Raw genomic sequence first — 22,807 nt, forward strand, 5'->3', positions numbered from 1 at the left:
GCGTCGGTTGATGCCCAGGCGTTCGAGCCATCGGCCCACGGTCGACACCGACGCTTGGTGCCCGTCACCTGTCAGTTCGTCGACCGTCCTCCACGAACACATCACTTGCGTGAAGGCGATTCATGACATGGTCGGCGCGCAGGTGGCAGAGACGCTCACTACCGACGACCAGACTGCGCAAGCCCTGGCGCGGGCAAACGCGTAGACCAGCGAGGACCGTGAATGGCCAAGCACAGCAACGGGCGAATGAACTGGAAGATCGCCGACACCGTCTGGAGTCGACTGTGGGAGCAGTTGATCTGGGGCGGAGTAGGTCTGCTGACCGTGGTGGTGGTCATCATCATCCTCGAGGTCACTGGAACCAGTGGACGATAAGGGCTCGATCGGTCGTATCGCAACAGTGCTGGTGACAGACCGTGTTGTCTCACGCGAGGCAACCAGTTCGGCTGTATGCGTGCGAATCCTTTTCTCGGCCTTGAGGTAACAGAAGAACCAGACGAGCAGCCACGCATGCACGACGTCTCTGTCCCCCATGAATATCGTTCCCGCTGCAAGAATGATGAACAGTACATAGAAGATACAACCCGCGAAGGAAGCACTGAATTGAAGTGGATGTTCACGGCGATCGTAGTAGGTAGCGATTCGTCGAGGAATTACTTCGGCTCCCGAAAGGCAAGGTCGCCCTGAACCTTGTTCGCCAGGTGGTCTCGTCTCAAAATCTTGACGACGGGACTGAATAGGGACTTCAGTCCCACAAGAAGAGTTACCAGACCTCCGACGCCGGTGGCAGAGCGTTCACGATGTTCTTCCCTTCCGTATATCGAAGTGTCCAATCCGAACCGATCTCATACTTGAACACCGGACCGACAACTATGCGTCGACAGTTGGCTTCATGCTCTGGCAAGAAGGTGCCTTGGGTGGAACGCGAGAGCGTCAATCAGCGGTGTAGCAACTGCACCCGGATGCCCAGTTGGACCTTTGACGCTTCGCTGTGAGCCGATAGCGAGTCCCTGCACTCGCAGGCCGCGCACAGGGGCAGAGCCCCCGATGAGCGGACACCGTCTGGAATCTACTGCGGGAGCGGATGATCTGGGGCGGAATAGGCCTTCTGACCGTGGTGGTGCTCATCGTCATCCTCGAGGCCACCGGCCTCGGTGGACGATAAACATGGCCTTTCCTATTCCGATTCCGTAGGGCAGCAATCGCTTTCGCACAGGTCACGCTCCCTCTCGCCGGTGAGGACTGCAACGGGCGCCGCGCAGCAGGCGTCGCCTCGCCAGGCCTCGGTTCCCTCGCGCACCGCGAAGACAGCGATCACGAGTGCGGCAACCGAGTCCGCCCACGCCCAACCGAGCAGACTGTTGAGCAGCAACCCGATGAGCAGGGCGGCACTGAGGTAGGTGCAGATCAGGGTCTGTTTGGAATCCGCGACAGCCGACGCGGAACCGAGTTCGCGGCCGGTGCGCCGCTCGAACCAGCTCAGAAATGGCATGACGGCGAGACTCAGTGCCGCGATGGCGATTCCGACGGGGGAGTGCTCGGGCTCTCGCAAGCCGGCCAGCGACAGAACCGCATCCACCGACACGTACGCGGAAAGGCCGAAGAACGACACCGCGATCACCCGCAGTGCGACCTTCTCTCGCTTCTGCGGATCGGGTGCGGCGAACTGCCAGGCCACAGCCGCTGCGGAGAGCACCTCCACGATGGAGTCCAGCCCGAACCCGATGAGCGCCGCCGACGACGCGGCCCCGCCGGCCGACAACGCGACGATCGCCTCGACGACGTTCCACGTGATCGTGATCGCGACGACGATCCGAATTCGCCGCCGCAGCACAAGTGTTCGCTCCGCCCCCAGCGTCGCGGCCGTCATCGGGACTGTCCGCAACCGGGCACGCCGCAGGCGGGATCGACGCACGGGGCGTCCTCGTCAACGGCAAGTGTCACGTCGACCAGCGCCGTGAGCGCAGCGGCGAGATGCGGGTCGGCGATCTCGTAACGCGTCTGTCGGCCTTCGGGTTCGGCGACGACGATCCCGCAGCCACGCAGGCAGGCGAGGTGATTGGACACGTTCGTCCTGGTCAGCTCCATCTCGCGGGCCAGCTGTGCCGGATAGCCGGGCCGGCGCAGCAGGGAGAGCAGGATGCGCGACCGGGTGGGTCGGCCATCGCCCGGCCGAGGCGGTTCATCACGTCCACGCGCGAAGCAATGGTCAGCATGTGCTGACTATACAGCGAGCAGTGACCAATATGAGACCCCAGGACTACACAATGCGAACTCGTAGGGTGGCGGGACAGCACGTAATCCACTGGAAGGAATTTTGGTCAATGGCGTATTCGTACAAGGTCGTCGAAGTTCGCGAAAAGATGATCGGCGGAAAGCTGTCCGGCGACCGCCTGGAGAAGATCCTCAACGAGCACGCCCGGAAGGGGTGGCAGCTGAAGACGATCACCGCTGCCGACGTGAAGGGTCGACTCGGGCCGGGCGGTGTCGACGGATTGCTCATCACCTTCGAACGCCAGGACTGAACTCGAATCAGCGCTGGGAGCAGACCTGCATCTGGAGATTTCGGAGAGCCACGGCCAGCGGATCCTGGGACAGGCCGTAGGGGTCGAGGCCTACCTGCTGTTGGAGGAAGTAGATCGGCCCGCCGACGATCACGCAGAGCGCACTCGGCGGTTGCGACGGCGGGCTCGCGTGCGCGAGTGCCGTACCGTCCATCATGAGCGAGATGGTCATGACCGCCGTTGCGGCAATTGCGCGCATGGCCGAACTCCTTGCGTCGGACTCCGTTAGTTCAGTATGAACACCGTGCCGGTCCCCGTGTCGCTCCATTCCGAAAACTGCGGGCCACAGGTGATGCCGACCGTGTCCCGGTCCGTTCGCGGTGCGCTGAAGCCGGCGAGGCCGATCGGGCCCACGAGTGCTTGCCCGTAATCGTCCGCTGCCCCGATCGGAGTGCCTGCCGGATCGCTCTTACACACGTAATCCGGCTCGACGCCCACCACCGCCGAGTAGGTGTCTGCACCGAGGGATGCGGCGAAGACGGTCAGGGTCGGTTCAGGTGGAGGAATCTGCGGTTCGTCGGCGCTCGCGGTTCCGGTCCCGATCGCGGCGAGGCCCATCATCGCTGCTCCCGTGATCAAAGTACGTCCATAGGTGCGCATCGCGTTCAACTCCTTCAACGTCTATCCGCGCTCGCGGGCTTCCTGCAAGAGGCGGATGGCCTTGGGGCCGACGCCGTGCAGTGTCGCGAGCGCGTCGAGGTCATCGGGGAGATCCGACAGGGACGAATACCCGGCGTCGATGACCGCACCGGTGGCGGGTCGGCCGATCTTGATGCCGTCGAACGTCGGTCCGCGATCTGCTGTCATGCGCTCAGTGTATGACCATGCCGCCGAACATTGGATGCGAAAAAACCTCGGGGACAGGTGTCGGATCGGGGGAGTGGTGTTCGTAGTAGTGATGAGGCCGCTTACAGCGGCCGACGCAGTACGACCTGAAATTCCAGAACACCGGACCACCACACAGGAGATGATCTCGACATGCAGTATCTGGTTTCCGTCATAGACGACAAGAGCAATCCCGGCAGCACCGATCGGCAACCTCTCATCAGCGAGTTCAACAAGCGACTGATCGCCGACGGCTATTGGGTTTTCGCGGGCGGACTCGCGGCCACCGAGGCGGCCACGGTCGTCGACAACCGCGGCGAACAACCGGTGTTCAGCGACGGGCCGTTCGTGGAGTCGAAGGAGTACCTCGCCGGTGTGTGGGTGTGGGAGGCCCCCGATCTGGATGTGGCATTGGAACTCGCCACCGAGGCGTCCAAGGTCTGTGATCGGAAGATCGAGGTTCGGCCGTTCCAGTGAAAGACGTCGACGAGGCGATCACCCGCGCTCATCACGAGGAATGGGCCCGGGTGGTCGCGGCTCTGACCAGGCGCTTCGGTGACCTGGACGTTGCCGAGGAAGCGGCGGCCGAAGCGTTCACGACCGCCGTCGAGCGGTGGCCGGTCGACGGCGTTCCGCCCAACCCAGGCGCGTGGCTGACCACGACGGCCAACCACAAGGCGATCGACCGGATTCGGCGCGAGAACAAGCGCGACGACAAGTACAGGGAGGCCCGGATGCTGTCGGAAGACCCGGGTGAGCCGGATCCGCCACCCAGCGCGATCGACGACGACCGCCTGCGTCTGATCTTCATCTGCGCTCACCCCGCGCTGGCGATGGAAGCCCGCGTGGCGTTGACGTTGCGCATGGTCGGGGGTCTGACCGTGCCGGAGATCGCCAGCGCCTTCCTCGTGACCGAAAGCGCACTGGGACGGCGGATCACCCGCGCGAAGGCCAAGATCAAAGCGGCACGCATTCCCTATCGCGTGCCCGCCGCCGAGGATCTCCCGGCACGTGTCTCCGGTGTACTCGCCGTGCTGTACCTCGTCTTCAACGAGGGCTACCTGGCGACCGGATCCGACACCGGCCCGGTGCGTGACGACCTGACCGCCGAGGCGATCCGGCTCACCCGTCTCGTTCGCGAACTCCTACCGGACGACGGGGAGGTCACCGGACTACTCGCGTTGATGGTGCTCACCGAGGCACGTCGCAGCGTCCGGGTTTCAGCGAGTGGGGAACTCGTGACTCTCGACGAGCAGGATCGTGCAGCCTGGGACGAGGCACTGATCGCCGAGGGCCAGGGGTTGGTGCGGGAGCGTCTCGCCGCCGGGGTGCCTCCCGGCCGTTACCAGATTCTCGCCGCCGTCAATGCCGTACACACCTCCGCCCGGGACGTGCGCGATACCGACTGGTCGCAGGTCGTGGCCCTCTACGACCAACTCGCGCGCCTGGACACTTCCCCGATCGTCGCCCTCAATCGAGCCATTGCAGTCGCCGAACTCGATGGACCGCATGTGGCCCTTGCGGCCGTCGACCGTCTCGACGACAAGCTGTCCGGCTATCACGCCTACCACGCCACTCGCGCCGATCTCCTTCGCCGACTGGGCCGAAGCGAGGAGGCGCGCAGTGCGTACGACCAGGCGATCGCCCTTGCGGGCAATACTGCGGAGATCGCCGCGTTGACGCGCCGTCGCGACCAACTCGACCAAGAGGATCCGAACTAGAGGGCGGACAACTTTGATCAGCGCTTTCACAATTCCACCCTCTTCGATCGGGAACCTGCGGTCTCCCAGTAGCCGACATTCGCCGCGAGATCGTGACAGACAGAGCTCGACGAGAAACGCCTCGGCGGCCGTCCCGCCGTCGGTACGCTCCTCGCAAACGTCGGGTGTGCTCACGAAGGGGCTGCTGTGGTTGGCAGACGTGTCGAAGCGGTGTTCTTGTCGGTGATCGTGGCTGCGGGAGTGCTCGGAGCCGCACCGGCGGCAGCGCAGTCCCCACTTCCACCAGGCCCCCGCGCCTGCGTTCCGCCCATCGGTTCCAACCAGATCGTGCTGCCACTTCCGGGCATCTTCCTGCCGCTTCCGAGTATCGACGGAGGACACGCCGGGTTCGATCGGCTTCCGCCGGCACCGGAGAGCATCGATCTCCCCGAGGACGTCGCCTTCCGGGACGCGCAGCACGGTTTCAACGGGTTCGTGGACGTCGTCCTTCGCGAGGGTTCGCTCTACGCTCGCCCGCAGGCCTCGGGTGACACCTGGAGAAAGGTGCCGACCCCCGACTGTCTCGACGGCGCCATCGTCGCCATGTCCGTCGACAGCAACATGCTCGTCGCCCTCGATTCGGACGGCTGGATCTATTCGCTCGACAATCTGTTGTCCGGTCCGGCGCTGTGGAACTGGACCCGCTCGTTCGGTGGACCGATCTGGTTGTGGCCCGGCCTGCAGGTGCCCAGCGATCCCACCGCTCCGACGACATGGACTCTGAGCCACCGCATGTCGGAGAGTTTCGTCGATCCCAAGGGGCACGCGCATCCGACGACGGCCGGTCTCGTGCAGGTCGTCAACCTCACCGACGACGGCTCGCGCATCGTCTACCAGGACCCGTGGCTGCCCGCGGACCACAGTTACGAGATCGGTGGGCCTCTGGGCGGCCGGTTCGTCTCGGAGTCCATCTCCACGTCGGAATCGGTCAACTTCGTCCAGAACCGCTTCGGCGACATGTACACCAGGAAATACGACCTCGATCTCGCCGGCGCGAACCACATTCCCGGCCGCTACACGTGGCAGGAACAGGGCCCCTTGCCCACCGCACCGAACCAGCTCGCCGAGCGCTTCGACCCCCGGTACGCGGCCATTTCCCTGCCCGCGGAGGACTGGCAGCATCAACCGAAGATCCCCGGCGAGGTCACGTCGCGCATCTCCGTCATCGACACCGGTAATCGGCTCGAGGACAAGGAACTCCGCGTGGAGGGCCGAGACGGCGGGCGCACCGGCTACTGGTTCAAACATCTGGAAGCGTCGACCTGGGAGTTCCGGACCACCAATTCCACACTGGCACAGCCGGTTCTCGGTGACGCGGATCCGCACACCGATCAGTCCGCTGTCGCCCTCGCTCCGCCCAGCGACCTGTCGTTCGGCGGACCACTCCCGGACGGTTGGCACGCACGCACCGAGCATTTCGACTGGGCTCAGACGAGGCACGACGTCACGCTCGTGTCCCCGGCAGGGCGCGAATTCGACGTGCAGATGTACACCACGGACGGCTTGCGACTCGTCCCCCGCGGTCGGGGCCTGGATGACAACCCGCGACCGCTGGAGGGTGCGTTCGATCTGCGTCCGGCAGATCCGTGGGCGCCCGGAAACGAGGAACTCGCGGCGTTCGCCCGCAATCACTTCCGCGGCCTCGACGTCTTCGAGATCGGCGTGCTCGCGACTCGTGACCGGTTGGTGGTCGGCCACGCCGGTGTCTACCTCCCGCACCTGGGTACGTGGACTCGGAGGTAACACGCTCGGAGAACGTGTATCCGTGAATCTCGAGGTGCACTCGCGGTCACGGGTGTTGTGCCCAGCTGGACCCGTTCAACCCGCCGATTCTGCGCCGCCGTACCGACCGGCGAGCTCGGCACCGATTCGCCCCAGCGCGGCCTGCACGTCGCGGGGTTCGAGCACCTCGACCTGTGTTCCCCAACCGGCCAGGTTGCGCGCGATGTCCAGAGGAGTGGGCGCGGCGAGCCGGACGCGCACGCGACCGTCTTCCGCCTCGCCGTCGTCGTGGCAGTGGCGACCGAAGTGGTCACGCAGAATCGGCAGGAACCGGCGTTCGACGAGCACGGTCGACCACGTGGCGCTGCGCCGCTCCTCCATCCTTCCGACGACTTCGTCCCACGCCTCGGCGAGCGCGAAATCGTCGGGTCGGTCGGCCTGCCGATCGGTGACGCTCGCTTCGACGATTCGGTCGACGCGGAACGTGCGCCTGCCGCGGTCGGTACCGGCGATCAGGTACCAGGACCCGTCCTTGTCGACCAGACCCCACGGGTCGACGACGCGCTCTGATCGGTGCCGAGCAGCGTTCTCGTAGGTCAGTGCGACCTTCCGCCTGCGCACCACGGCGGACTGCAACATCTCCACCACGGCCGGGCGTTCGTCGTGCGGCTCACCCCAGGCGGTCGGGTCGATCATGGTGGCGTCGGCTGCGGCCTCCGCCTCGGCGCGGAACGTCTGCGGCAAGGCCCGCACGAGCTTGCGCAGCGCGCCTTTGACCTCGGACGACACCGCCGCACTGGGTCCGACGAGCAGGAACAGGGCCTGGGCCTCGCTCGCGGACAGCCCGGACAGATCGGTACGCGCACCACCGACGAGCGACCAGCCGCCTCCGCGTCCGGGCTGCGAGTAGACGGGGACACCGGCCGTGGACAGTGCCTCGAGGTCGCGCCTTGCGGTGGCGACCGACACTTCGAGTTCGTCGGCGACCTCGGCAGCGGTCACCTGTCCTCGGTTCTGCATGAGCAGGAGGGTGGCCACGAGTCGGTCTGCGCGCATGAATTTCATCTTCTCCGAAAAAGTGCTCAATTGGTGAGCACTTTGACCGGCAAAGTGGGATTCACCAACAAAACGAGAGAAGGGATTCACCGATGTTGCGAGGACTCACCACTGTCAGCTTCTACGCCGACGACGTTGCCGCCGCCCGAGACTGGTACACCGAGGTGCTGGGCATCGACCCCTACTTCACCCGTCCCGAAGAAGGCCCCGCGGCCTACATCGAATACCGGATCGGCGACTTCCAGCACGAGTTCGGGATCATCGACCGCCGGTTTTCGCCGCGCACCGCTACGGAGCAGCCCGCCGGCCAAGTGACCTACTGGCACGTGGACGACGTCGAAGCGGCCTTCGAACGACTGCTCTCGCTCGGCGCGACCGTCCACGACAAGCCGACGACGCGCGGACCCGGATTCGTCACCGCCTCCGTCGTCGACCCGTTCGGGAACATCCTCGGTGTCATGTTCAACCAGCACTACCTCGACATCGTCGCCACGAAGGAGGCGTGAGATGGAGACGCTGGTTGCCGGCTCGGCCGCCGTCTGGCGGGACTGGCTGAATCGAAACGGTCAGTCCGAGAAGGAGATCTGGCTGATCATCCACCACAAGGACAGCGGGATGCCGAGCCTGCGCTATCACGAGGCGATCGAGCACGCCCTGTGTTTCGGATGGATCGACGGACTGCATCACACCCACGACGAACACAGCTCACGGCTCCGGTTCACACCACGCAATCCGCGCAGCACGTGGAGCAGCGTGAACCGGACACGTGCGGCGCAGATGATCGAGCAAGGCTTGATGACCGAGCATGGCCAGGCCCTCGTCGATCTCGCGAAGGAGAAGGGGACCTGGCAGGTTCTGCCGGACGACGGTTCGGAACTGCCCGCCGACCTGCACGACGCTCTGCACCGAAACGAAGCGGCACGCACCAGCTTCGAGACCTTTCCGCCGTCGTCCAAGCGGCCGATCCTCGAATGGGTCGTGACGGCGAAGAAGGCGGACACTCGCAGGCGGCGCATCGACCGAACCGTCGAACTCGCCGCCGCCGGCATCCGGGCCAATCACCCGGGAGTTCGGATGAGTGACTGAGCCCGTGTTCGGGCCATCGCCGCGACGACGACTCGAGTCAGCCACGGTTCTCGGCCGAGATTTGCACCTCGAGACCGTCGAGAACGAAATTCAGGCCGTTGTCGAAGTTGTTGTCCCAGTTTTCGTCCGAGGGATATCGGTGGCCGACGAGAACTGGATACCGGTCCTGTTGTTCTGCCAAGAGTTGCTGGGCGTCGAGCTTGTCTTCTGCCGAGAAGTGGAGGCTCGAGCGACTTGCGGCGTTGCCGGTGACGTGACTGATCAGTACCCACGTCGCCGCGGACACTGCCCGCCCCTTCAGACCTGCCCTCTCCAGCGACGCCTGCAGGTACTCCATCCACGCCAGGAATTCGGGTCCAAGTAGCGGCCTTCGATTCGCTGCCAGCGCCGCCGTCCATGGATGGCGCAGCAATGTGGCGCGCCAATCGGTGAGCAATGACGTGATGTCGCTCCGCCAATCATCTGTGTGCCGTTCGGGTTTCGATGCTTCGGCGAAGATCGCGTCGAAGGCGAGATCGATAACGTCGTCCTTCGTGTCGACGTACCAGTACAGGGTGGTCGACCCGGTGCCCAATCGGTCCGCGAGTCTGCGCATGGTGAGGCGCTCGAACCCTTCCTCGTCGAGCAGTTCTACCGCGGCTGCGACGATGCGAACCCTGCTCAGCTGTGGAGCGTTTCGTCCAACCCGTGGGGGCCGCAGCCACACGCTCCGTCCGCTCTCGCGTGCGTTGCTGCTTCTCGTGGCGGCCCCGCTTGCGCGGTCGCCGCCGACCTGTGCCGTATCGCCCATGGCAAGAGAGTAGTACATTGATCCAGACTCGATCAATGATCTAGTAACAGATCAGCGTTCTAGCGGGAGGTATAGATGAAGATCGTCGTGTTCGGGGCCAATGGAAAGACGGGTCGGCTCGTGGTGGAGCGGGCTCTCGCGAAGTCGCATCACGTGACCGCGGTGGTGCGCCGGCCCGGTGAGTTTCCATATTCGGATTCGAACTTGCGGGTCGTGCGCGCCGATGCGACGGACCCCTCCGCCGTCGAACGGGCAGTGGCCGGGCACGAGGCAGTCATTTCGGCACTGGGCGGTGCCGGCTACACCAAGGAGCGGGTGAGTATCTACTCCGAGGGGGCCACCAACATCATCGGAGGGATGACGACTCACGGCATTGAACGATTGGCGTGTGTCGGTACGACAGCCGTCACCTTTCGATCGCCCCCGAGCGAGGATCTTCTGCACCGAATCATGTTTCGGCTTCTGATCCGCATGGGCCGGACTGTCTACGAGGACAACGCACGCATGGAGAAGATCGTTCGCGATTCCGAACTGGACTGGACGATAGTTCGCGCGGCGGGCCTTTTCGACCGCGACGAGATGAGCGACTACGAAATTCGCACCCCGGGCACGCCCGGGCACTACACCGCACGAATCGATCTCGCGGATGCGCTTCTCGGTGCAGTTGTGAACGACCTCCATCGTGGCCGCGTGATCGAAGCAATTACGACGGAGGGCACCCCCACGTTCTGGGACGTGCTGCGCCGTGAAGCTTTCGGACGCGCACAGCGCTGAGAGTACGCCCGCACGCCGCTGGGAACCCAACGCTTGCGGCCGTTGGATATTGAACCAACTTATCGGTTTGAATCTGGTGGACCAGAGGTAGCCGGGGTTGTAGCGGTGAATCGGTCACCGTCACAGACCACATCCGTCGAACGATCAAGAATTTTGCTGCAAATACGTTGCAGTCAAACGCATACAGATACGGGGGTGATCGTACGAGTAATGCGCTGTCCGACTATCGCAACCGCACATCAGGTTTCGACGCCGACGCACTGGTCGAACATGCACCATCGTCACGGCCTTGCGTTCATTCATCGTCAGCCCCGTACATTTAGGACCCATCAGTTCGTATCAGTTCTGGGCGATGTCCGCAGATTGGAATGCGACGTCGAGAAACCGTCGGGTGGAGTGAAGTGGTGCGGGGCTCGATCGCCAGCCGAGATACACGTTCGATCGCGGGACGCCGGGGATGTCGAGATACACGACTCCGGGGTGCGGTGAACGCTCGACCGCGATCGCGGGGACAGCACCGATTCCTCGGTCGGCGGCGACGAGTTCGATCCATTCGTCGAAGTTGTTGCAGGTGACAATGGTGCGGTTGGGATCGGATTCGTTCCACGATGCTGCGGTCGTGGTGCCGGTGATGGTGTTGACCACCAAAGGGTGGTTCGCGAGGTCTTTCCAGTGAAGGTGCTGGGCATGGGCAAGATCGGAATGGGCCGAGACGGCGACTACTCGATTTTCCTCGGCGATCGGCCGCCACGTGGTCGACGGTGACCTGCGATTGTCGTTGCGCACGACGGCGACGTCGATGTCACCGTCGGCCAGTGCGGCAGCGGGGTCGTCCATTCGGTGCAGCGTTATCTGCCCGTCGGCTTGTTCGTATCGTGCGAACGCCTCGGTGAACCAGGCGCCGGGTAGTAGCCACGCGAACCCGACCCGCACACGCGTGTTCGACCGCATTTCGGATCGAACGGTTGCGACGTCATTGAGAATTCGTCGACTGTGCCGCAAGAATTGTTCACCGCTGTCGGTCACCTCGAGGCGGCGCGATGTTCGACGGATCAGGTCGCATTCCAGGATTTGTTCGAGCTGTTGAATCGTGCGGGTCAACGATGGTTGTGTGACGTGCAGTCCTGCGGCCGCACGGGTGTAGCTGCCCTCGTCGCAGACCGCCACGAATGCGTTGAGGTGGCGCAACTCGAGATCCATACGTCAGAGTTATACAGCATGCGTAGACGGCATTTTTGATCGGGTTCGCCCGGCAATACAGTCGGTCACGTGAGCAGCCGACCCGCCGTTATTACGTCTCCGCAGCGAGTCGACGGCCGCCACGTCGCGGTGGCCGCGGCCGCCGGTCTTGCTGCCGCGATGGGTATCGGTAGGTTCGTGTTCACGCCGTTGCTGCCGGTCATGATCGCCTCCACGGGGATCGGTGCGCGCGAGGGCGCGTTGATCGCGACTGGGAACTATGCGGGCTATCTTCTCGGTGCGATTGCGCTGTCCGTGCAGCCTCGACTCAACACCCGCCGTGCGTTTCGCGGCTGGTCGATCACGTTGGTCGCGAGCGAGGTGTTGATGGCGGTATCGAGTGATGTGATCGTGCAGGGCGCGTTGCGCTTCGTCGCAGGTGTCGCCAGTGCGGCCATTTTCGTGGCGTGTGTGAGCACGGTTGCGCACCGGCGGGCCGACGGCGCGTCACCGGGTGTCGCTTTCGCCGGAGTAGGCGTGGGTATCGCCCTGACCGGAGTGTTCACTGTCGTCGGCACGCAGTTGTCGTGGCAGGCCCTGTGGGTCGGCTCGGGAGTGTTGACTGCATTGCTGCTCGTTCCGGCATGGTCACTCGATGTACGTGCGGAAGTATCTGATCGCGCCTCGCCGGCAGCCGATGTCCGACCGACCACCCGGCCACTGCGCTGGGCATGGCGGTTGTTGCTCGTCGCGTACTTCTTGGAAGGGCTGGGGTACATCATCGTCGGCACTTTCCTCGTGGACGCTGTTGGTCGCCAGGGGGACTCGGTGTCCGGGGCAAGTGTGTGGATAATGGTCGGCGTGGCCGCGGCACCGGCGACGGTGCTGTGGAATGCGATCGGAACCCGCATCCGCATGTACCGTGCGCTGGTGATCGCACTGGTGGTTCAAGCCGTTTCCATGGCGGTACCGGCGCTGTCGGACGGAGTCGTCGGCGCCGTGGTCTCGGCAGCGCTTTTCGGCGGCACGTTCATGGGCATCACCACGGTCGCGATGGCGGTCGGGAACTCCCTCCCGGCTACTCGCACCGCAGCCACGCTCACCGCCGTCTACGGCGTAGGTCAGGTTTTGGGGCCGGTACTCGTCGCGCCCGTCATCGGCGACTCCTACGGCACAGCCTTCGCGATCGCCTGTGCTGCGGTCACGGTCGCCGCACTGGCGGCGGTCGCGGTAGCGATCCTCACTTCGACCGATCGCCACCATGCGCTGAAAGGATAATGTGTTGTTCGACTTTCGTACCCTCGATACTCCTATCGTCTCGGCACCGATGGCCGGTGGGCCCTCGACTCCTGGCCTCGCTGCGGCGGTCTCGACTGCCGGCGGGCTGGGCTTTCTCGCCGCCGGGTATCTCACACCGGATCGGCTGGCCGAGGACATCGCCGGGGTGCGTCATTTCACCGGTGAGCCCTTCGGAGTCAATATCTTCGTTCCGGAACGGGTGGCGGTAGACGCCGACGCGCTCCGGGCGTACCGCGACCTGATATCCAAGCGGGCCGAGGCGTACGGCGCCGACCTGCCGGACACCGTGGAGTACACCGATGATCGGTACGAGGCCAAGATCGAAGTCGTCGTGCAACAGGCGGTCCCGGTCGTATCCTTTACCTTCGGCTGCCCATCCGCCGACATCGTCGATCGTCTCCATGCCAACGACAGCTGTGTCGTCGTCACAGTCACCAATGCTGCGGAAGCGGCGATCGCGGTCGACGCGGGCGCCGATGCGTTGTGTGTACAGGGCCCCGGCGCCGGCGGACACCGGGCAACCTTTCACGTTGCAGACGAGCCGGGCAAGACGCCGTTGGTGCAGCTGGTCACAACGATCAGCGAGTCGGTCGACATACCGATCGTTGCGGCGGGGGGAGTGTCCTCGGCCGACGATGTCAGGGCGTTGATCGCACACGGCGCTGTCGCGGTTCAGGTGGGAACGATGTTCCTACGGACGCCGGAGGCCGGCACCAAGCCTGCCCATCGCGGCGCGCTCAGGGATCCAGACTTCGCCGAGACTATTGTCACCCGCGCCTACTCCGGCCGCCCCGCGCGGGGTTTACGAAACACGTTCATCACCGAGTTCGGTGAGTTCGCACCACCCGCCTATCCCTATGTCAATACCTTGACCGCTCCGCTACGCAAGGCTGCTGCCAATGATCCGACCACGGTCAACTTGTGGGCGGGCACCGGATTCGCTGAGGCACAGGCGATTCCGGCAGCGCATGTGGTCGCGCAACTGGCGTCAGGCATCCATTCGACACGGTGAGTGTCGATTGCAGGGATCAACACAGGGGAACACATGGAAGGGTAGCGGTGGTCGGCCTGGGGCCCTCGGTGCGGGCGTAACGGTGGCCGCTGGGGTTGTGCTCATCGATCTTCCCGCCCGAACAGGGCACTGTAGGACTGAGGCAGAACTGGACTGAGGCGTCCTCGTCGGGAGGTCTGGAGGTAGATGAGGGTCGGAGCACCGGAGATGATCGTGCTCATAGGTGTTGTCCTTCTTGTGCGTCGGTGGCGGCCAGGTAGGTGTTGCCGCGGGCGGAGGTCTCGTAGCCGGTGGGCAGGCTGCGGGTCAGGCCGTGCTCCTTGAGGGTTCGGATTCGGCGCTTGAGACTCTCGATGCTGAGCGGCAGACCGTCGGCGAGTTGAGCCGCGGTGGTGCCCGGGTGCGCTGCGATTCCATCGAGCGTGGTGCGTGCCCACGACGTCCGCGCATCGATCCGTCGAGCTCACGACACGTCGTGCGTTACTCCATATCGTCTAGTCACGCCAGGTGGGCGCCCATTGGAGCGCATCTGGTGGGAGGTTGGCCCCGCACAGCGGGGTGAATATGTGGCTGTCGTGGTATGGCCCCGGATTGGACAGAAGTGCGGCCAGGCCGGCGGCCCCGGCCGCCTCGACCAACACCCCCGTTGTGTCGGTCAGTAGGCGTACCGCGTGGCGGAGTGCTTGTTCGCTGACGAGCACCATGTGGTCCACCAGATCGGTCATCGCTGCGACGGATTCTGGAAACGGTTCGCGCACTCCGATGCCGTCGGCGACGGTGGCCACCTCCTTGGTGGTCACCACCTGCTGTTGGTGCCACGACAAGGCGGGGGCGGGGGCGTCTTCGGCGCATACCCCGACGATCCGGGTGCCGGGGCGGTGATGTCGCAGCCAGGCGGCGATTCCGAGGATGAGGGCGCTGTTGCCCACTGGCATGACGGCCACGTCGGGCCGGTGACCGGCGATGGTCAGTTCTCGGGCGATGGTTCCGGCGCCCGCCGCAATCCACCGGTTGCGGCCGTCTTGGACGAACCGCCACCCGGACACGTCTGCGAACGAACGGGCAGTCTCGATTGCCGTTTCGTAGTCGTGACCGCCGACCAGTACCTGTGCGCCGAGTCTGTGCATTGCCGTCACTTTGTCGGGGTTGGCGGATTCCCCGACGTAGACACGGCAATCTATACCGTGCTTGCGGGCCGCGTACGCCACTCCTTGACCGAAGTTTCCCACGGACGCGCACACCACGCCGTCGGCACCGACACCGACCTCACGCATCCAGGTGTCGGCGCCGCGACCTTTGAAGGAGCGGATCGGATTGAGGGTTTCGACCTTCAACAGCATTCTGGCACCGATGACCGTGTCGATGCTGGTGTTTTTCAGGACCGGGGTGTGTGCGAACACCGGGTCGAGAAGGCCGGCGGCGTGCTCGATGTCTGCCACGGTGGGCACCACGTTTGCGTTCGCGTCGTCGATCATGCCCGGGGCTCCTTGCTGAGTTCTGGTCGAATGGTGCGCTCGGCCACGGGTTTGCGGGCGTTGAGTGTGACGTTGAGCGCCGCAGCGGACAGGGCGATCAGAGCGGTGGCTGCGGCGATGTACCAGGGCCCGCCTCGGATCAGCACGCCGCCGAGCGCCGTTCCGAGTGCGATGCCCAAGTAGAGCGCGGAGGCGTTCAGGCCGATGGTCATGGGTGCGTGTTCAGGGTCGTAGCTCAGCAGGCGTTGCTGTTGGGGCGGTGTTTGCGCCCACGACGCGGCTCCCCAGACGGCGGCGGCCACGACGGTCACCGCGGCGCCGACGTGGGCGGCGCAGACACCGACGGCGCCGATCATCAGCAGATAGGCGATGGTGAGCCCGAGGGTGGGCCCACGACGGTCGGCGACCACCCCCGATGCGAGGGAGCCGGCCAGGGCACCGACCCCGTATGCCAGCAAGACCACCGTCAGGAGCTCGGCGCCGGTCCGGGTGAAGGCCGCGATGTAGGCGTACCCGAGATAGGCCGCCGTCATACCCAGCGTGGTGACTGTCAGGGTCACGATGATCTCACTGCGGACCAGCGGGGCGAAACGTCGCCGAACGCTGATGACGCCTCGTCCCGGCGCGTCGGGTGCCAAACAGCGCACCGCCCCGGCGGCAGCCACCGATAGAACGGCCACGCCGATCAACACCGTGCGCCAATTCGCCACCGCGCTCGAGACGGTGCCGAGGGGCACACCGATCGCAGTCGCCAGCGTCAGTCCCGAGATCACCAGCGCCAGCGCGCGCCCACGATGGGTGTCCGGGACGCTCGCCGCAGCGAGGACACCCGCAGTAGGGGTCACCACGGAAGCGGCCAACCCCGCGGCAACCCTGGCGACGAGCAGCAGACCCAAGGAGGGCGCGGCGGCCGCGCCGAGGTTGACAACCCCCAGAGCGACCAGTGCCACACACATCAGCGCCCGGCGCGGCCGGTGACACGTCCAGGCCGCCAGCAGCGGCGCGCCGATCGCATAGGCAACAGCGAAGACCGTGACGGTCTGACCAGCCGCGGTCACCGTCACACCGAGATCATCGGCCATCTCCGGCAGAAAGCCTGCCACAACCCACGCGTCGGTGCCGACCGCGAAGGTCCCCAACAGCAGTGGCCAACAACGCAGCAACGGCCGATGATCCTCAATGTAGATAATCATTGTCCAGTTTCCTTCCGTGCGAACGACCCGTCCGATCTGAGACGAGTGGGTCAGAGCCCGAGCGCCGCCAACGCCCGCCTTTTGGGGCCTGTCCCCGACGCGCTCGCGACCTCGGCCAGGGTCTGGGACGCCAACTCACGGCGGTAGGCCGCGTCGGCGCGCCCCATGGCACGGGCAATGCCGCAGGCCTCCACGGGTACACGGGTGGCGGCGGCCGTGCCACCCTGCCGGATCTCCTGGCACCGAAACAGCGGATCTCGACCCTCGATGGCCGCGACGATATCCATCAAGGAGACCGCCGTCGCCGAGCGGGCCAAGGCGAAACCCCCTCGATTGCCGGGAACGGATTCGGTGACACCGGCCTTGGCCAAAGCCTGCAAGGTCTTGTTCAAATACGCCGGAGGAAGACCGAACAGGTCCGCCAACTGGCCGGTGGTCAGCGTGTGCCCCTGCGCCCAGGTCAGAACAACACAGCAATGGATCGCAGCTTCTACCCGAGTCGACGTTCGCACAAACTAGACCCTACATATCCAGAATGACCCGCCACAACCATCGCCTAGCCGCTGAGGTGAACCCGTGTTTGTCGGGCGATCTCATGGTGGCCGACCCCGATCGGGAGGATGCGTTGCAGTCGTCACTCATGAAGGCATGGGAACCGGGCCGGCCGGTCAGGTGGCCGGACCCGCCACCTTTCGGGGGCCCTCGATCCCGGTTGGTCGACGAGGCTGTCGATGACGTTGGCGAGCCGGACGATGCCGTCGGGGGAGTGTTCGGGGTTCGGTCCCGAGAGGTTGAGGCGTGTGTATGTCGCGGGCGTAGTATTCAGCGAGACTGTCTGCACTGCAATAGATGTGAGTGCGCTCGCCGATACTCCCGAGTCATCGCCGGGGGACGGGTCTGGGTGCTATGTGAATGTTTCGAGTGCGTCGCCGAGGCGGCGCGCGATTGTGGGCCACCCACCGCTCATGAGTGTGCGTGCATGCTGCTGGACCGGGTCGTCAGGGTCGAAGCCGCTGTGCGTGAGGATCACCCGAGTGCCCTTCCCTTCGGGGTGCAGTTCCCAGGTGACCGTCCAATCGTAGGGGCTGGCGGCGTTGGCATCGGTCCAACTGATTCGGAGACGTTGCTGCTCGGAGATCTCGAGGACCTCGCATGCGATGTCACCGGAGAAACGGGTGGCCGGTATCGGGGTCGCTTTGAACGTGAAGTGCTGCCCTTTGACCGGCGCGAATCCGACCGGCTCCATCATCCACTGCGCCATCAGATGTGGCGTGGTCAACGCCCGCCAGACCTTCGCGGGTGGGTGTGAGTAGAACTGGTCGATCACGATCGATGTTAGATCGTTGCCGCTGGTCGTCTCGTCATGCATTTTCGCTGCCTGCTTCGTCGTCGTTCATGGTGTCGAGCACCTCGCCCAGTTTCGTCAGGTGTTGGCGCCAGTATCGTTCGTAGGGGCTGAGCCAGCTCTGCAGATCGTGCAGTGGGTCGGGGTTGATGCGGTAGTAGCGGTGGCGGCCGTGTTTTTCTTCGCTGACCAGCCCACACTCGCGCAGCACCTTCAGATGCTCGGAGACGCTCGGACGGGTCATGTCGAAATGATCGGCAATTGCCTGCACCGGCCGACGGCCCTCGAGCAACAGCGCGAGGATGTCGCGTCGGGTGGGGTTGGCCAGCGCCCCGAACACGCGGTCGGTCGCGGTGGCCTTCGCGCGTTGGGGCATGGCGATCCTCTTCCGTCGGGTGCGTCAGCGTCGCCGGAACAGGGCGAGCGCCCCCGCCTGGGCGACCGCGAGGATACCGACACACCAGGCAACAGCGGCGATCACGTAGTAGCCGCCGGAGTGTCCGAGCCCGGCGAGGGCGGCGTCTCCCTGGGTCAGGTAGCGGTTGGCCTCGACGAGGACCGTTACGGGCTGGTGCATTGCGAAGGTCTGCAGCCAGCCCGGCATCGAGGTGACGGGCACGTATGCGCTGGAAACGAACGATAGCGGCAGGACGAGGAACCCTGCTCCCTGCGCGGCCTGAACATTGCCGGCAGCGAGTCCGACTGCGATGAACACCCAGGTGAAGGCGACTGCGGCAAGCATGCACAGCCCGAGCAGTCCGACAATGCCCCAGCCGTTGTGGATGCGGAAGCCGATGGCGAACGCCACGGCTGTGGTGATCAGCAGGGTCAGCGTCGTCAGCAGGTGTTCACCGGCGGCACGCCCGTAGAGCGCTACCGGCGACGGCATCGGAAGTGAGCGGAATCGGTCGATGACCCCCGCGTCCACGTCGCCGGCGACCGCCGTGCCTACGCCCATGACCGCGAATAACACCGTGACGGTCAATACGCCCGGAACCATGAAGTTGACGTACGACAGTGTTCCCGGCGTGATGGCGCCGCCGAACACATAACGGAAGATCAGCAGGAACACCACGCTCTGCACCACCGACATCACGATCAGCGACGGGTTGCGCAGGGTGACGAGCACGACCCGCCGCGCTGCCGCGAGCGAACACGTCAGCATGTGTGTTGCGGGTCGTGTGGTTGACGGGGGCGCGCTCGTGGCGGCCAGGTTGGTCATCGCAGAGCCTCTTTGCTCCGGGCTCGAGCCGGGGACGGTTCGGATTCGGTCAGTGCGAGGAACGCTTCCTCCAGGCTCGGCCGGCGGACGGTGATTTCCTCGATTGTGAAATCGCCTGCGGCGGCCTCGGTGAAGCACCGTGCCGCGTCTTGACCGCCAGTCGGTGACTGCCAGCTCATCGAACAGGCGAGTCGGTCGACGTCGATACCGGTTCGCTGGGTTTGCGTCACCGTCTGTTCGATGACGGCCAGGCCTTCCGGGTCGCGCGTGCGCACTTGGACGATGTCCTCACCGTGAGAGGTCTTGAAGTGCTCGGGTGAGTCATCGGCAACGATCCGGCCGTGATCGAAGATCACCACGCGGTCGGCGAGCACGTCGACTTCCTCGAGGTACTGGGTCGTCACGATGACGTCCGTCCCGTCGGCCACCAGATCATGGACCAACTCCCACAGGGCGTGACGACTGGCGGGGTCCAGCCCGGTGGTGGGTTCGTCGAGCAGCAGGACCCGCGGCCGCCCGACCAAGCTCGCACCCAGGTCCAGTCGGCGGCGCATGCCCCCCGAATAGCTGGCGACCCGATCATGTACCCGGTCGGCCAGCCCCAGGCGATCGAGTACCGCGTACGCGGCTGTGCGTGCGTCGCGGTGTGAGAGCCCGTACATGACGCCGATCATGACGAGGTTCTCTGCGCCGGTCATCAACGGCTCGACAGTGGCGTTTTGGCCCGCCAACCCGATCAGGCGCCGCACCGGCAGCGACTCGGTGACCGTGTCTTTGCCGAAAACCTCGACCGCACCGGCATCCGGGCGCAACAACGTGGCAAGCAGACGAATGAAAGTCGTCTTGCCCGCCCCGTTGCGGCCCAGTACCGCGAGAACTTCACCACTGCGGGCGGTCAGGTCGATGCCTTCGAGCGCGGTCGTAGCGCCGAAATGCTTGACCAGCCCGCGCGCTTGGAGCAGAGGCCTCATTCCGGCAACTGCCGCGACGGAGCAGAAAGGACGAAGTTGTTGCCGTCCGGATCGGCGAACGTGGCCTGCTTTCCCCACGGCATCTCGTCCGGGCCGTCGACCGTCACACCGGCCTCGCGCAACTTCTTCGCGTCCGCCTCGAGGTCCGCGCTGTCGAGGATCACACCACTCAGTGTGCCTGCGGTAGTGCCGGGGAACGGCCGGTGCAACACGATGGCCGTGCCACTGTCGCCGGGCGCGACTTCCAGCCACCGGTTGTCGCCCATCTTCAGGTCGGACCGTACGGCAAAACCCAAGACGTCCACGTAGAAGTCTTTCGCGCGGTCCTGGTCGTCGACAAAGGCGGTGATCGTTCGAATTTGTGAGATTGACATACGGAAACAATACGTAGGATAAAACCTACGTGTCAACGATCGTGGGCACCGATGACCGATGTGCTCGTTCGTCCAGCTTGCTTCCGGCGATTGAAAGATGCTTCTGCGCATGCGTGTTGGAGATGGACGGTTCGGCCGCTTGCCTCAGAAGAGGTATAGGTGGCTGCCTGCATGACCACGGCGGTTAGATGCTTCTACTTAGAGGTCCGATCAGGCCGTCCGCCGTTAGATAGTTTCGCAATCGATCCAAATCCGGGTGGTCCGGGGCGGTCCGCGAGTGAGTTTCGACGAAGCTGGCGCACGACTCGGCGCAGAGACTGTCGAGAAGCCCGTTCTCACGCATCCAGATCACGTAGCGCACGGCTCGCGAGAGGTCTGCGCGCGGGTCGATTGGTAACTGGGCCAACCCTGCGACAACTGAGCTCGGTTCATCAAGTTTCGTTGTAAGTGCGGCGGCCTCTTCAAGCTTGTCCAGGCACCATTCAACCCCGAGACGGTGTCCTACCCGTTGGGCTGCAACCCACGTTCCGATGGTCGGTGCCGGCGTCGTGCTCGAAGACGCCGGCGGTTACCAGATGTGCGAGTAGCGACCGCATAGCGGGTTCCGCCGATTTCGATTCGAAGGCAAGGTGCTTCGCTGACGCGCCCGCGTCACCTGCATGTTCGACGAGCCTGAGCGTCGCGGCGACGCGTATCGCCATTGGGCGTGACCAAGTCGGCCAACGCCATGATCGTATCTGTCGGCTGCTGACCCATTCGCGTCACCATATCTACTTTTCCCCGACCACGTCGTGCTTCTATTCGAACAGTGGCTGGCAGATGCACCTCATGGTCCAATAATCGAGTGGATGAGTTGCGGAGTCCACTGAAGGTACTCGACGATGCTGCCGTCGTGATGCCGTAGGTAGGTGAATGTTCCTGTCTCGCTGTGTGTCTGAGGGACGACGATATCGGAGCCGAGCGCAACCAGTTGTGCGGTGGTCGCGGCAAGGTCGTCGACGATCACTGGGCCAGCGGCCATGCGAGCCCTGGCAAGTGCCGCTGGTTCTCCCGCGATGACGAGAAGTCTCCGACGGCTGCCTGTTCCACCTCGGTCGAAGGGGGTGGGAGAGGGGAGAGGGATTGCCCCACTATCGGGTCGAGTAGAGCTGGATCGTCGGCCCAGAATCGCAAGTCTGCCGGTCGGCCTACGAAAGCTTCGAGTGTCGGGATCGCGTCGTCGAGGGACGCAACGAACAGTCTGGCATAGGTTTTGAGGATCATTGCTTCTCCTTTCTATCGCACCGTTCGGAAATGATCCGAAGGCCGGTTTGTTGTGATCGAGCCGCACATCCTGTGGCAGGCGAGCGCACGGTCATTGTGTGCTCTGCTCGAGGGTCATGGTGTGATCTGCGCGAGGATGGTGTCGACGACGGTGTAGAGCGTCGCGGTTTCGGTGTTGAGGGTGGATTCGCCGGTGGGTAGTGCGCGTTCGACGGACAGTCCGTTGACGACGGTGAGCAGGAATTTCATCTGCCGGCTGCGGTCGCCGCGTGGTAGGGCACGTTCGTCGGCAAGGACCCTCAGCCAGTACTCGACACGGCGGTTGGCTTCTCGTTCGTAGGCGAGGTATGAAGCAGTGCTGTGGTCGACGAACCGGAACTGATAGCGTTCCGAGGCACAGGGTCGGGCTGAAGAGTGGAGCTAGGGGTAACTGTGCGTATTCTTCGATCAGCAGCAGTGACGGCACTTATGGCCACAGCACTTGCCACCACAGGTATCGCGACAGCGGGGGCGGCGCCGTCCGGTTCGCTCGGTGAAGGGCCAGATCTGACCATCGCACCGGCGGGACAAAATACGTGCGCTGTGCAGGTCACCAATGAGGGTGATGCAGATGCCGAAGGCGTGACGCTCCATGCTCCGATCCTGTACGGCAGCCGAGATCTCGGCACACTGGCTCCCGGCGAGTCGGTATCGGCATCGTTGGCCGGACCGTTCAATTGCGGTTTCTATCCGTACATCTTCTACTTGGTGACGACCAGCGGCGAGACGGACTGGTCCGACAATTCGGTGTTGGTGAAAGCGTCGTACTGACCTCCCAGCTCGTTGCAGGTGACGAATCCCCTTCTTGTGGAAGCGCACTCGAAAGTGCTTGGCAATGTCGGTGCGCGACGGCACCGA

29 protein-coding genes and 2 pseudogenes are annotated in these 22,807 nt (G+C 64.4%); 12 read left to right on the forward strand and 19 right to left on the reverse strand.

All coding sequences use genetic code 11. The annotated features are described in order from the left end of the window. Together ACFWO3_RS21175 and ACFWO3_RS21180 are read left to right on the forward strand one after the other, a co-directional pair. Positions 1 to 205, forward strand: a pseudogene (locus ACFWO3_RS21175) (hypothetical protein); the annotation flags it as partial. A 17-nt stretch (positions 206 to 222) separates the two neighbouring features. After that, on the forward strand, positions 223 to 375 hold the full coding sequence (locus ACFWO3_RS21180; RefSeq protein WP_378581491.1) for a hypothetical protein: 153 nt from the start codon (positions 223 to 225) through the stop codon (positions 373 to 375). An 802-nt stretch (positions 376 to 1,177) separates the two neighbouring features. Here ACFWO3_RS21180 and ACFWO3_RS21185 read toward each other — a convergent pair. Together ACFWO3_RS21185 and ACFWO3_RS21190 are read right to left on the reverse strand one after the other, a co-directional pair. Continuing rightward, entirely contained in the window at positions 1,178 to 1,870 is a 693-nt protein-coding gene (locus tag ACFWO3_RS21185) for a cation transporter (RefSeq protein ID WP_378581493.1), read from the reverse strand. Then, positions 1,867 to 2,216: pseudogene (locus tag ACFWO3_RS21190) on the reverse strand (ArsR/SmtB family transcription factor). Before ACFWO3_RS21190 ends, ACFWO3_RS21185 begins: the two are co-directional and overlap by 4 nt. 108 nt (positions 2,217 to 2,324) lie before the next feature. Between ACFWO3_RS21190 and ACFWO3_RS21195 the strand changes: the two are divergent. After that, on the forward strand, positions 2,325 to 2,525 hold the full coding sequence (locus tag ACFWO3_RS21195; RefSeq protein WP_378581495.1) for a DUF4177 domain-containing protein: 201 nt from the start codon (positions 2,325 to 2,327) through the stop codon (positions 2,523 to 2,525). A 7-nt stretch (positions 2,526 to 2,532) separates the two neighbouring features. On the opposite strand, the gene ACFWO3_RS21200 is transcribed toward ACFWO3_RS21195, so the two are convergent. Genes ACFWO3_RS21200 through ACFWO3_RS21210 form a run of 3 tightly spaced genes read right to left on the reverse strand, consistent with a single transcriptional unit; the run spans position 2,533 to position 3,371 of the window. Beyond that, complete coding sequence (locus ACFWO3_RS21200) at positions 2,533 to 2,763, reverse strand: hypothetical protein (RefSeq protein WP_378581497.1); 231 nt, start codon at positions 2,761 to 2,763, stop codon at positions 2,533 to 2,535. 26 nt (positions 2,764 to 2,789) lie between these two features. After that, positions 2,790 to 3,164 (reverse strand): hypothetical protein, encoded by a 375-nt coding sequence (locus ACFWO3_RS21205; protein ID WP_378581499.1) that lies wholly within the window; start codon positions 3,162 to 3,164, stop codon positions 2,790 to 2,792. Positions 3,165 to 3,185: 21 nt separating this feature from the next. Next, the gene (locus ACFWO3_RS21210) at positions 3,186 to 3,371 is read right to left on the reverse strand and encodes a helix-hairpin-helix domain-containing protein (RefSeq protein ID WP_378581500.1); all 186 of its coding nucleotides are present in this window, start codon (positions 3,369 to 3,371) and stop codon (positions 3,186 to 3,188) included. Positions 3,372 to 3,542: 171 nt separating this feature from the next. Between ACFWO3_RS21210 and ACFWO3_RS21215 the strand changes: the two genes are divergently transcribed. From ACFWO3_RS21215 to ACFWO3_RS21225, 3 genes are all read left to right on the forward strand, one after another. Beyond that, positions 3,543 to 3,866 (forward strand): YciI family protein, encoded by a 324-nt coding sequence (locus tag ACFWO3_RS21215; protein WP_378581502.1) that lies wholly within the window; start codon positions 3,543 to 3,545, stop codon positions 3,864 to 3,866. Further along, a complete protein-coding gene (locus ACFWO3_RS21220; RefSeq protein WP_378581504.1) occupies positions 3,863 to 5,110 on the forward strand; it encodes an RNA polymerase sigma factor in 1,248 nt (415 codons plus the stop codon). Before ACFWO3_RS21215 ends, ACFWO3_RS21220 begins: the two co-directional genes overlap by 4 nt. Positions 5,111 to 5,296: 186 nt before the next feature. Beyond that, positions 5,297 to 6,892: a hypothetical protein gene (locus ACFWO3_RS21225; protein ID WP_378581506.1), complete on the forward strand. Its 1,596-nt coding sequence runs from the start codon at positions 5,297 to 5,299 to the stop codon at positions 6,890 to 6,892. Positions 6,893 to 6,967: 75 nt separating this feature from the next. Here ACFWO3_RS21225 and ACFWO3_RS21230 read toward each other — a convergent pair whose 3' ends face one another. Beyond that, entirely contained in the window at positions 6,968 to 7,927 is a 960-nt protein-coding gene (locus tag ACFWO3_RS21230; RefSeq protein ID WP_378581508.1) for a helix-turn-helix transcriptional regulator, read from the reverse strand. A gap of 92 nt (positions 7,928 to 8,019) precedes the next feature. Between ACFWO3_RS21230 and ACFWO3_RS21235 the strand changes: the two genes are divergently transcribed. Further along, positions 8,020 to 8,433, forward strand: a complete 414-nt coding sequence (locus tag ACFWO3_RS21235) for a VOC family protein (protein ID WP_378581510.1) — start codon at positions 8,020 to 8,022, stop codon at positions 8,431 to 8,433. Between the two features lies 1 nt (position 8,434). Beyond that, on the forward strand, positions 8,435 to 9,013 hold the full coding sequence (locus ACFWO3_RS21240; RefSeq protein WP_378581512.1) for a YdeI family protein: 579 nt from the start codon (positions 8,435 to 8,437) through the stop codon (positions 9,011 to 9,013). Positions 9,014 to 9,050: 37 nt separating this feature from the next. On the opposite strand, the gene ACFWO3_RS21245 is transcribed toward ACFWO3_RS21240, so the two are convergent. After that, complete coding sequence (locus ACFWO3_RS21245) at positions 9,051 to 9,803, reverse strand: TetR/AcrR family transcriptional regulator (protein WP_378581514.1); 753 nt, start codon at positions 9,801 to 9,803, stop codon at positions 9,051 to 9,053. A gap of 75 nt (positions 9,804 to 9,878) precedes the next feature. On the opposite strand from ACFWO3_RS21245, the gene ACFWO3_RS21250 reads away from it, so the two are divergent. Further along, the gene (locus ACFWO3_RS21250) at positions 9,879 to 10,577 is read left to right on the forward strand and encodes an NAD(P)-dependent oxidoreductase (protein WP_378581515.1); all 699 of its coding nucleotides are present in this window, start codon (positions 9,879 to 9,881) and stop codon (positions 10,575 to 10,577) included. A gap of 339 nt (positions 10,578 to 10,916) precedes the next feature. On the opposite strand, the gene ACFWO3_RS21255 is transcribed toward ACFWO3_RS21250, so the two are convergent. Then, positions 10,917 to 11,777 carry a LysR family transcriptional regulator gene (locus ACFWO3_RS21255; RefSeq protein WP_378581517.1) on the reverse strand — a complete coding sequence of 287 codons (861 nt, stop codon included), beginning with the start codon at positions 11,775 to 11,777 and terminating at the stop codon, positions 10,917 to 10,919. Positions 11,778 to 11,846: 69 nt separating this feature from the next. Between ACFWO3_RS21255 and ACFWO3_RS21260 the strand changes: the two genes are divergently transcribed. Beyond that, positions 11,847 to 13,034, forward strand: coding sequence for a YbfB/YjiJ family MFS transporter (locus ACFWO3_RS21260; protein ID WP_378581519.1), 1,188 nt, complete (start codon positions 11,847 to 11,849; stop codon positions 13,032 to 13,034). Position 13,035: 1 nt separating this feature from the next. Further along, entirely contained in the window at positions 13,036 to 14,067 is a 1,032-nt protein-coding gene (locus tag ACFWO3_RS21265) for a nitronate monooxygenase (RefSeq protein WP_378581520.1), read from the forward strand. Between the two features lie 494 nt (positions 14,068 to 14,561). Here the strand turns inward: ACFWO3_RS21265 and ACFWO3_RS21270 are convergent, their stop codons facing one another. The 11 genes from ACFWO3_RS21270 to ACFWO3_RS21320 form a co-directional block, all read right to left on the reverse strand. Further along, a complete protein-coding gene (locus tag ACFWO3_RS21270; protein ID WP_378581521.1) occupies positions 14,562 to 15,542 on the reverse strand; it encodes a threonine/serine dehydratase in 981 nt (326 codons plus the stop codon). Then, entirely contained in the window at positions 15,539 to 16,735 is a 1,197-nt protein-coding gene (locus tag ACFWO3_RS21275) for an MFS transporter (protein WP_378581523.1), read from the reverse strand. Before ACFWO3_RS21275 ends, ACFWO3_RS21270 begins: the two co-directional genes overlap by 4 nt. Positions 16,736 to 16,785: 50 nt before the next feature. Next, positions 16,786 to 17,247 (reverse strand): RrF2 family transcriptional regulator, encoded by a 462-nt coding sequence (locus ACFWO3_RS21280; RefSeq protein ID WP_378581524.1) that lies wholly within the window; start codon positions 17,245 to 17,247, stop codon positions 16,786 to 16,788. Between the two features lie 392 nt (positions 17,248 to 17,639). Continuing rightward, on the reverse strand, positions 17,640 to 18,104 hold the full coding sequence (locus ACFWO3_RS21285; RefSeq protein WP_378581526.1) for an SRPBCC domain-containing protein: 465 nt from the start codon (positions 18,102 to 18,104) through the stop codon (positions 17,640 to 17,642). Beyond that, entirely contained in the window at positions 18,097 to 18,456 is a 360-nt protein-coding gene (locus ACFWO3_RS21290; RefSeq protein ID WP_378581528.1) for an ArsR/SmtB family transcription factor, read from the reverse strand. Before ACFWO3_RS21290 ends, ACFWO3_RS21285 begins: the two co-directional genes overlap by 8 nt. A 24-nt stretch (positions 18,457 to 18,480) precedes the next feature. Beyond that, on the reverse strand, positions 18,481 to 19,302 hold the full coding sequence (locus tag ACFWO3_RS21295; RefSeq protein ID WP_378581529.1) for an ABC transporter permease: 822 nt from the start codon (positions 19,300 to 19,302) through the stop codon (positions 18,481 to 18,483). Then, positions 19,299 to 20,273 carry an ABC transporter ATP-binding protein gene (locus ACFWO3_RS21300; RefSeq protein ID WP_378581531.1) on the reverse strand — a complete coding sequence of 325 codons (975 nt, stop codon included), beginning with the start codon at positions 20,271 to 20,273 and terminating at the stop codon, positions 19,299 to 19,301. Before ACFWO3_RS21300 ends, ACFWO3_RS21295 begins: the two co-directional genes overlap by 4 nt. Next, complete coding sequence (locus ACFWO3_RS21305; RefSeq protein WP_378581533.1) at positions 20,270 to 20,647, reverse strand: VOC family protein; 378 nt, start codon at positions 20,645 to 20,647, stop codon at positions 20,270 to 20,272. Before ACFWO3_RS21305 ends, ACFWO3_RS21300 begins: the two co-directional genes overlap by 4 nt. Positions 20,648 to 21,473: 826 nt before the next feature. Next, positions 21,474 to 21,668 (reverse strand): VOC family protein, encoded by a 195-nt coding sequence (locus ACFWO3_RS21310; protein WP_378581535.1) that lies wholly within the window; start codon positions 21,666 to 21,668, stop codon positions 21,474 to 21,476. After that, the gene (locus ACFWO3_RS21315; RefSeq protein WP_378581537.1) at positions 21,650 to 21,910 is read right to left on the reverse strand and encodes a hypothetical protein; all 261 of its coding nucleotides are present in this window, start codon (positions 21,908 to 21,910) and stop codon (positions 21,650 to 21,652) included. Before ACFWO3_RS21315 ends, ACFWO3_RS21310 begins: the two co-directional genes overlap by 19 nt. 114 nt (positions 21,911 to 22,024) lie before the next feature. Continuing rightward, entirely contained in the window at positions 22,025 to 22,159 is a 135-nt protein-coding gene (locus ACFWO3_RS21320) for a hypothetical protein (RefSeq protein WP_378581539.1), read from the reverse strand. A gap of 219 nt (positions 22,160 to 22,378) precedes the next feature. Between ACFWO3_RS21320 and ACFWO3_RS21325 the strand changes: the two genes are divergently transcribed. Next, on the forward strand, positions 22,379 to 22,720 hold the full coding sequence (locus ACFWO3_RS21325; RefSeq protein ID WP_378581541.1) for a hypothetical protein: 342 nt from the start codon (positions 22,379 to 22,381) through the stop codon (positions 22,718 to 22,720). The last annotated feature ends 87 nt before the right edge of the window (positions 22,721 to 22,807 follow it).

It is taken from the genome of Rhodococcus sp. NPDC058521, assembly GCF_042719695.1.
Classification (GTDB): domain Bacteria; phylum Actinomycetota; class Actinomycetes; order Mycobacteriales; family Mycobacteriaceae; genus Rhodococcus_F.

Coding starts and splice junctions, on each gene's coding strand:
- ACFWO3_RS21180 (WP_378581491.1), top strand. CDS start 223: ATGGCCAAGCACAGCAACGGGCGAATGAACTGGAAGATCGCCGACACC.
- ACFWO3_RS21185 (WP_378581493.1), bottom strand. CDS start 1,870: ATGACGGCCGCGACGCTGGGGGCGGAGCGAACACTTGTGCTGCGGCGG.
- ACFWO3_RS21195 (WP_378581495.1), top strand. CDS start 2,325: ATGGCGTATTCGTACAAGGTCGTCGAAGTTCGCGAAAAGATGATCGGC.
- ACFWO3_RS21200 (WP_378581497.1), bottom strand. CDS start 2,763: ATGCGCGCAATTGCCGCAACGGCGGTCATGACCATCTCGCTCATGATG.
- ACFWO3_RS21205 (WP_378581499.1), bottom strand. CDS start 3,164: ATGCGCACCTATGGACGTACTTTGATCACGGGAGCAGCGATGATGGGC.
- ACFWO3_RS21210 (WP_378581500.1), bottom strand. CDS start 3,371: ATGACAGCAGATCGCGGACCGACGTTCGACGGCATCAAGATCGGCCGA.
- ACFWO3_RS21215 (WP_378581502.1), top strand. CDS start 3,543: ATGCAGTATCTGGTTTCCGTCATAGACGACAAGAGCAATCCCGGCAGC.
- ACFWO3_RS21230 (WP_378581508.1), bottom strand. CDS start 7,927: ATGCGCGCAGACCGACTCGTGGCCACCCTCCTGCTCATGCAGAACCGA.
- ACFWO3_RS21235 (WP_378581510.1), top strand. CDS start 8,020: ATGTTGCGAGGACTCACCACTGTCAGCTTCTACGCCGACGACGTTGCC.
- ACFWO3_RS21240 (WP_378581512.1), top strand. CDS start 8,435: ATGGAGACGCTGGTTGCCGGCTCGGCCGCCGTCTGGCGGGACTGGCTG.
- ACFWO3_RS21245 (WP_378581514.1), bottom strand. CDS start 9,803: ATGGGCGATACGGCACAGGTCGGCGGCGACCGCGCAAGCGGGGCCGCC.
- ACFWO3_RS21250 (WP_378581515.1), top strand. CDS start 9,879: ATGAAGATCGTCGTGTTCGGGGCCAATGGAAAGACGGGTCGGCTCGTG.
- ACFWO3_RS21255 (WP_378581517.1), bottom strand. CDS start 11,777: ATGGATCTCGAGTTGCGCCACCTCAACGCATTCGTGGCGGTCTGCGAC.
- ACFWO3_RS21270 (WP_378581521.1), bottom strand. CDS start 15,542: ATGATCGACGACGCGAACGCAAACGTGGTGCCCACCGTGGCAGACATC.
- ACFWO3_RS21275 (WP_378581523.1), bottom strand. CDS start 16,735: ATGATTATCTACATTGAGGATCATCGGCCGTTGCTGCGTTGTTGGCCA.
- ACFWO3_RS21285 (WP_378581526.1), bottom strand. CDS start 18,104: ATGCATGACGAGACGACCAGCGGCAACGATCTAACATCGATCGTGATC.
- ACFWO3_RS21290 (WP_378581528.1), bottom strand. CDS start 18,456: ATGCCCCAACGCGCGAAGGCCACCGCGACCGACCGCGTGTTCGGGGCG.
- ACFWO3_RS21295 (WP_378581529.1), bottom strand. CDS start 19,302: ATGACCAACCTGGCCGCCACGAGCGCGCCCCCGTCAACCACACGACCC.
- ACFWO3_RS21300 (WP_378581531.1), bottom strand. CDS start 20,273: ATGAGGCCTCTGCTCCAAGCGCGCGGGCTGGTCAAGCATTTCGGCGCT.
- ACFWO3_RS21305 (WP_378581533.1), bottom strand. CDS start 20,647: ATGTCAATCTCACAAATTCGAACGATCACCGCCTTTGTCGACGACCAG.
- ACFWO3_RS21310 (WP_378581535.1), bottom strand. CDS start 21,668: ATGGCCGCTGGCCCAGTGATCGTCGACGACCTTGCCGCGACCACCGCA.
- ACFWO3_RS21315 (WP_378581537.1), bottom strand. CDS start 21,910: ATGATCCTCAAAACCTATGCCAGACTGTTCGTTGCGTCCCTCGACGAC.
- ACFWO3_RS21320 (WP_378581539.1), bottom strand. CDS start 22,159: ATGAAATTCCTGCTCACCGTCGTCAACGGACTGTCCGTCGAACGCGCA.
- ACFWO3_RS21325 (WP_378581541.1), top strand. CDS start 22,379: ATGGCCACAGCACTTGCCACCACAGGTATCGCGACAGCGGGGGCGGCG.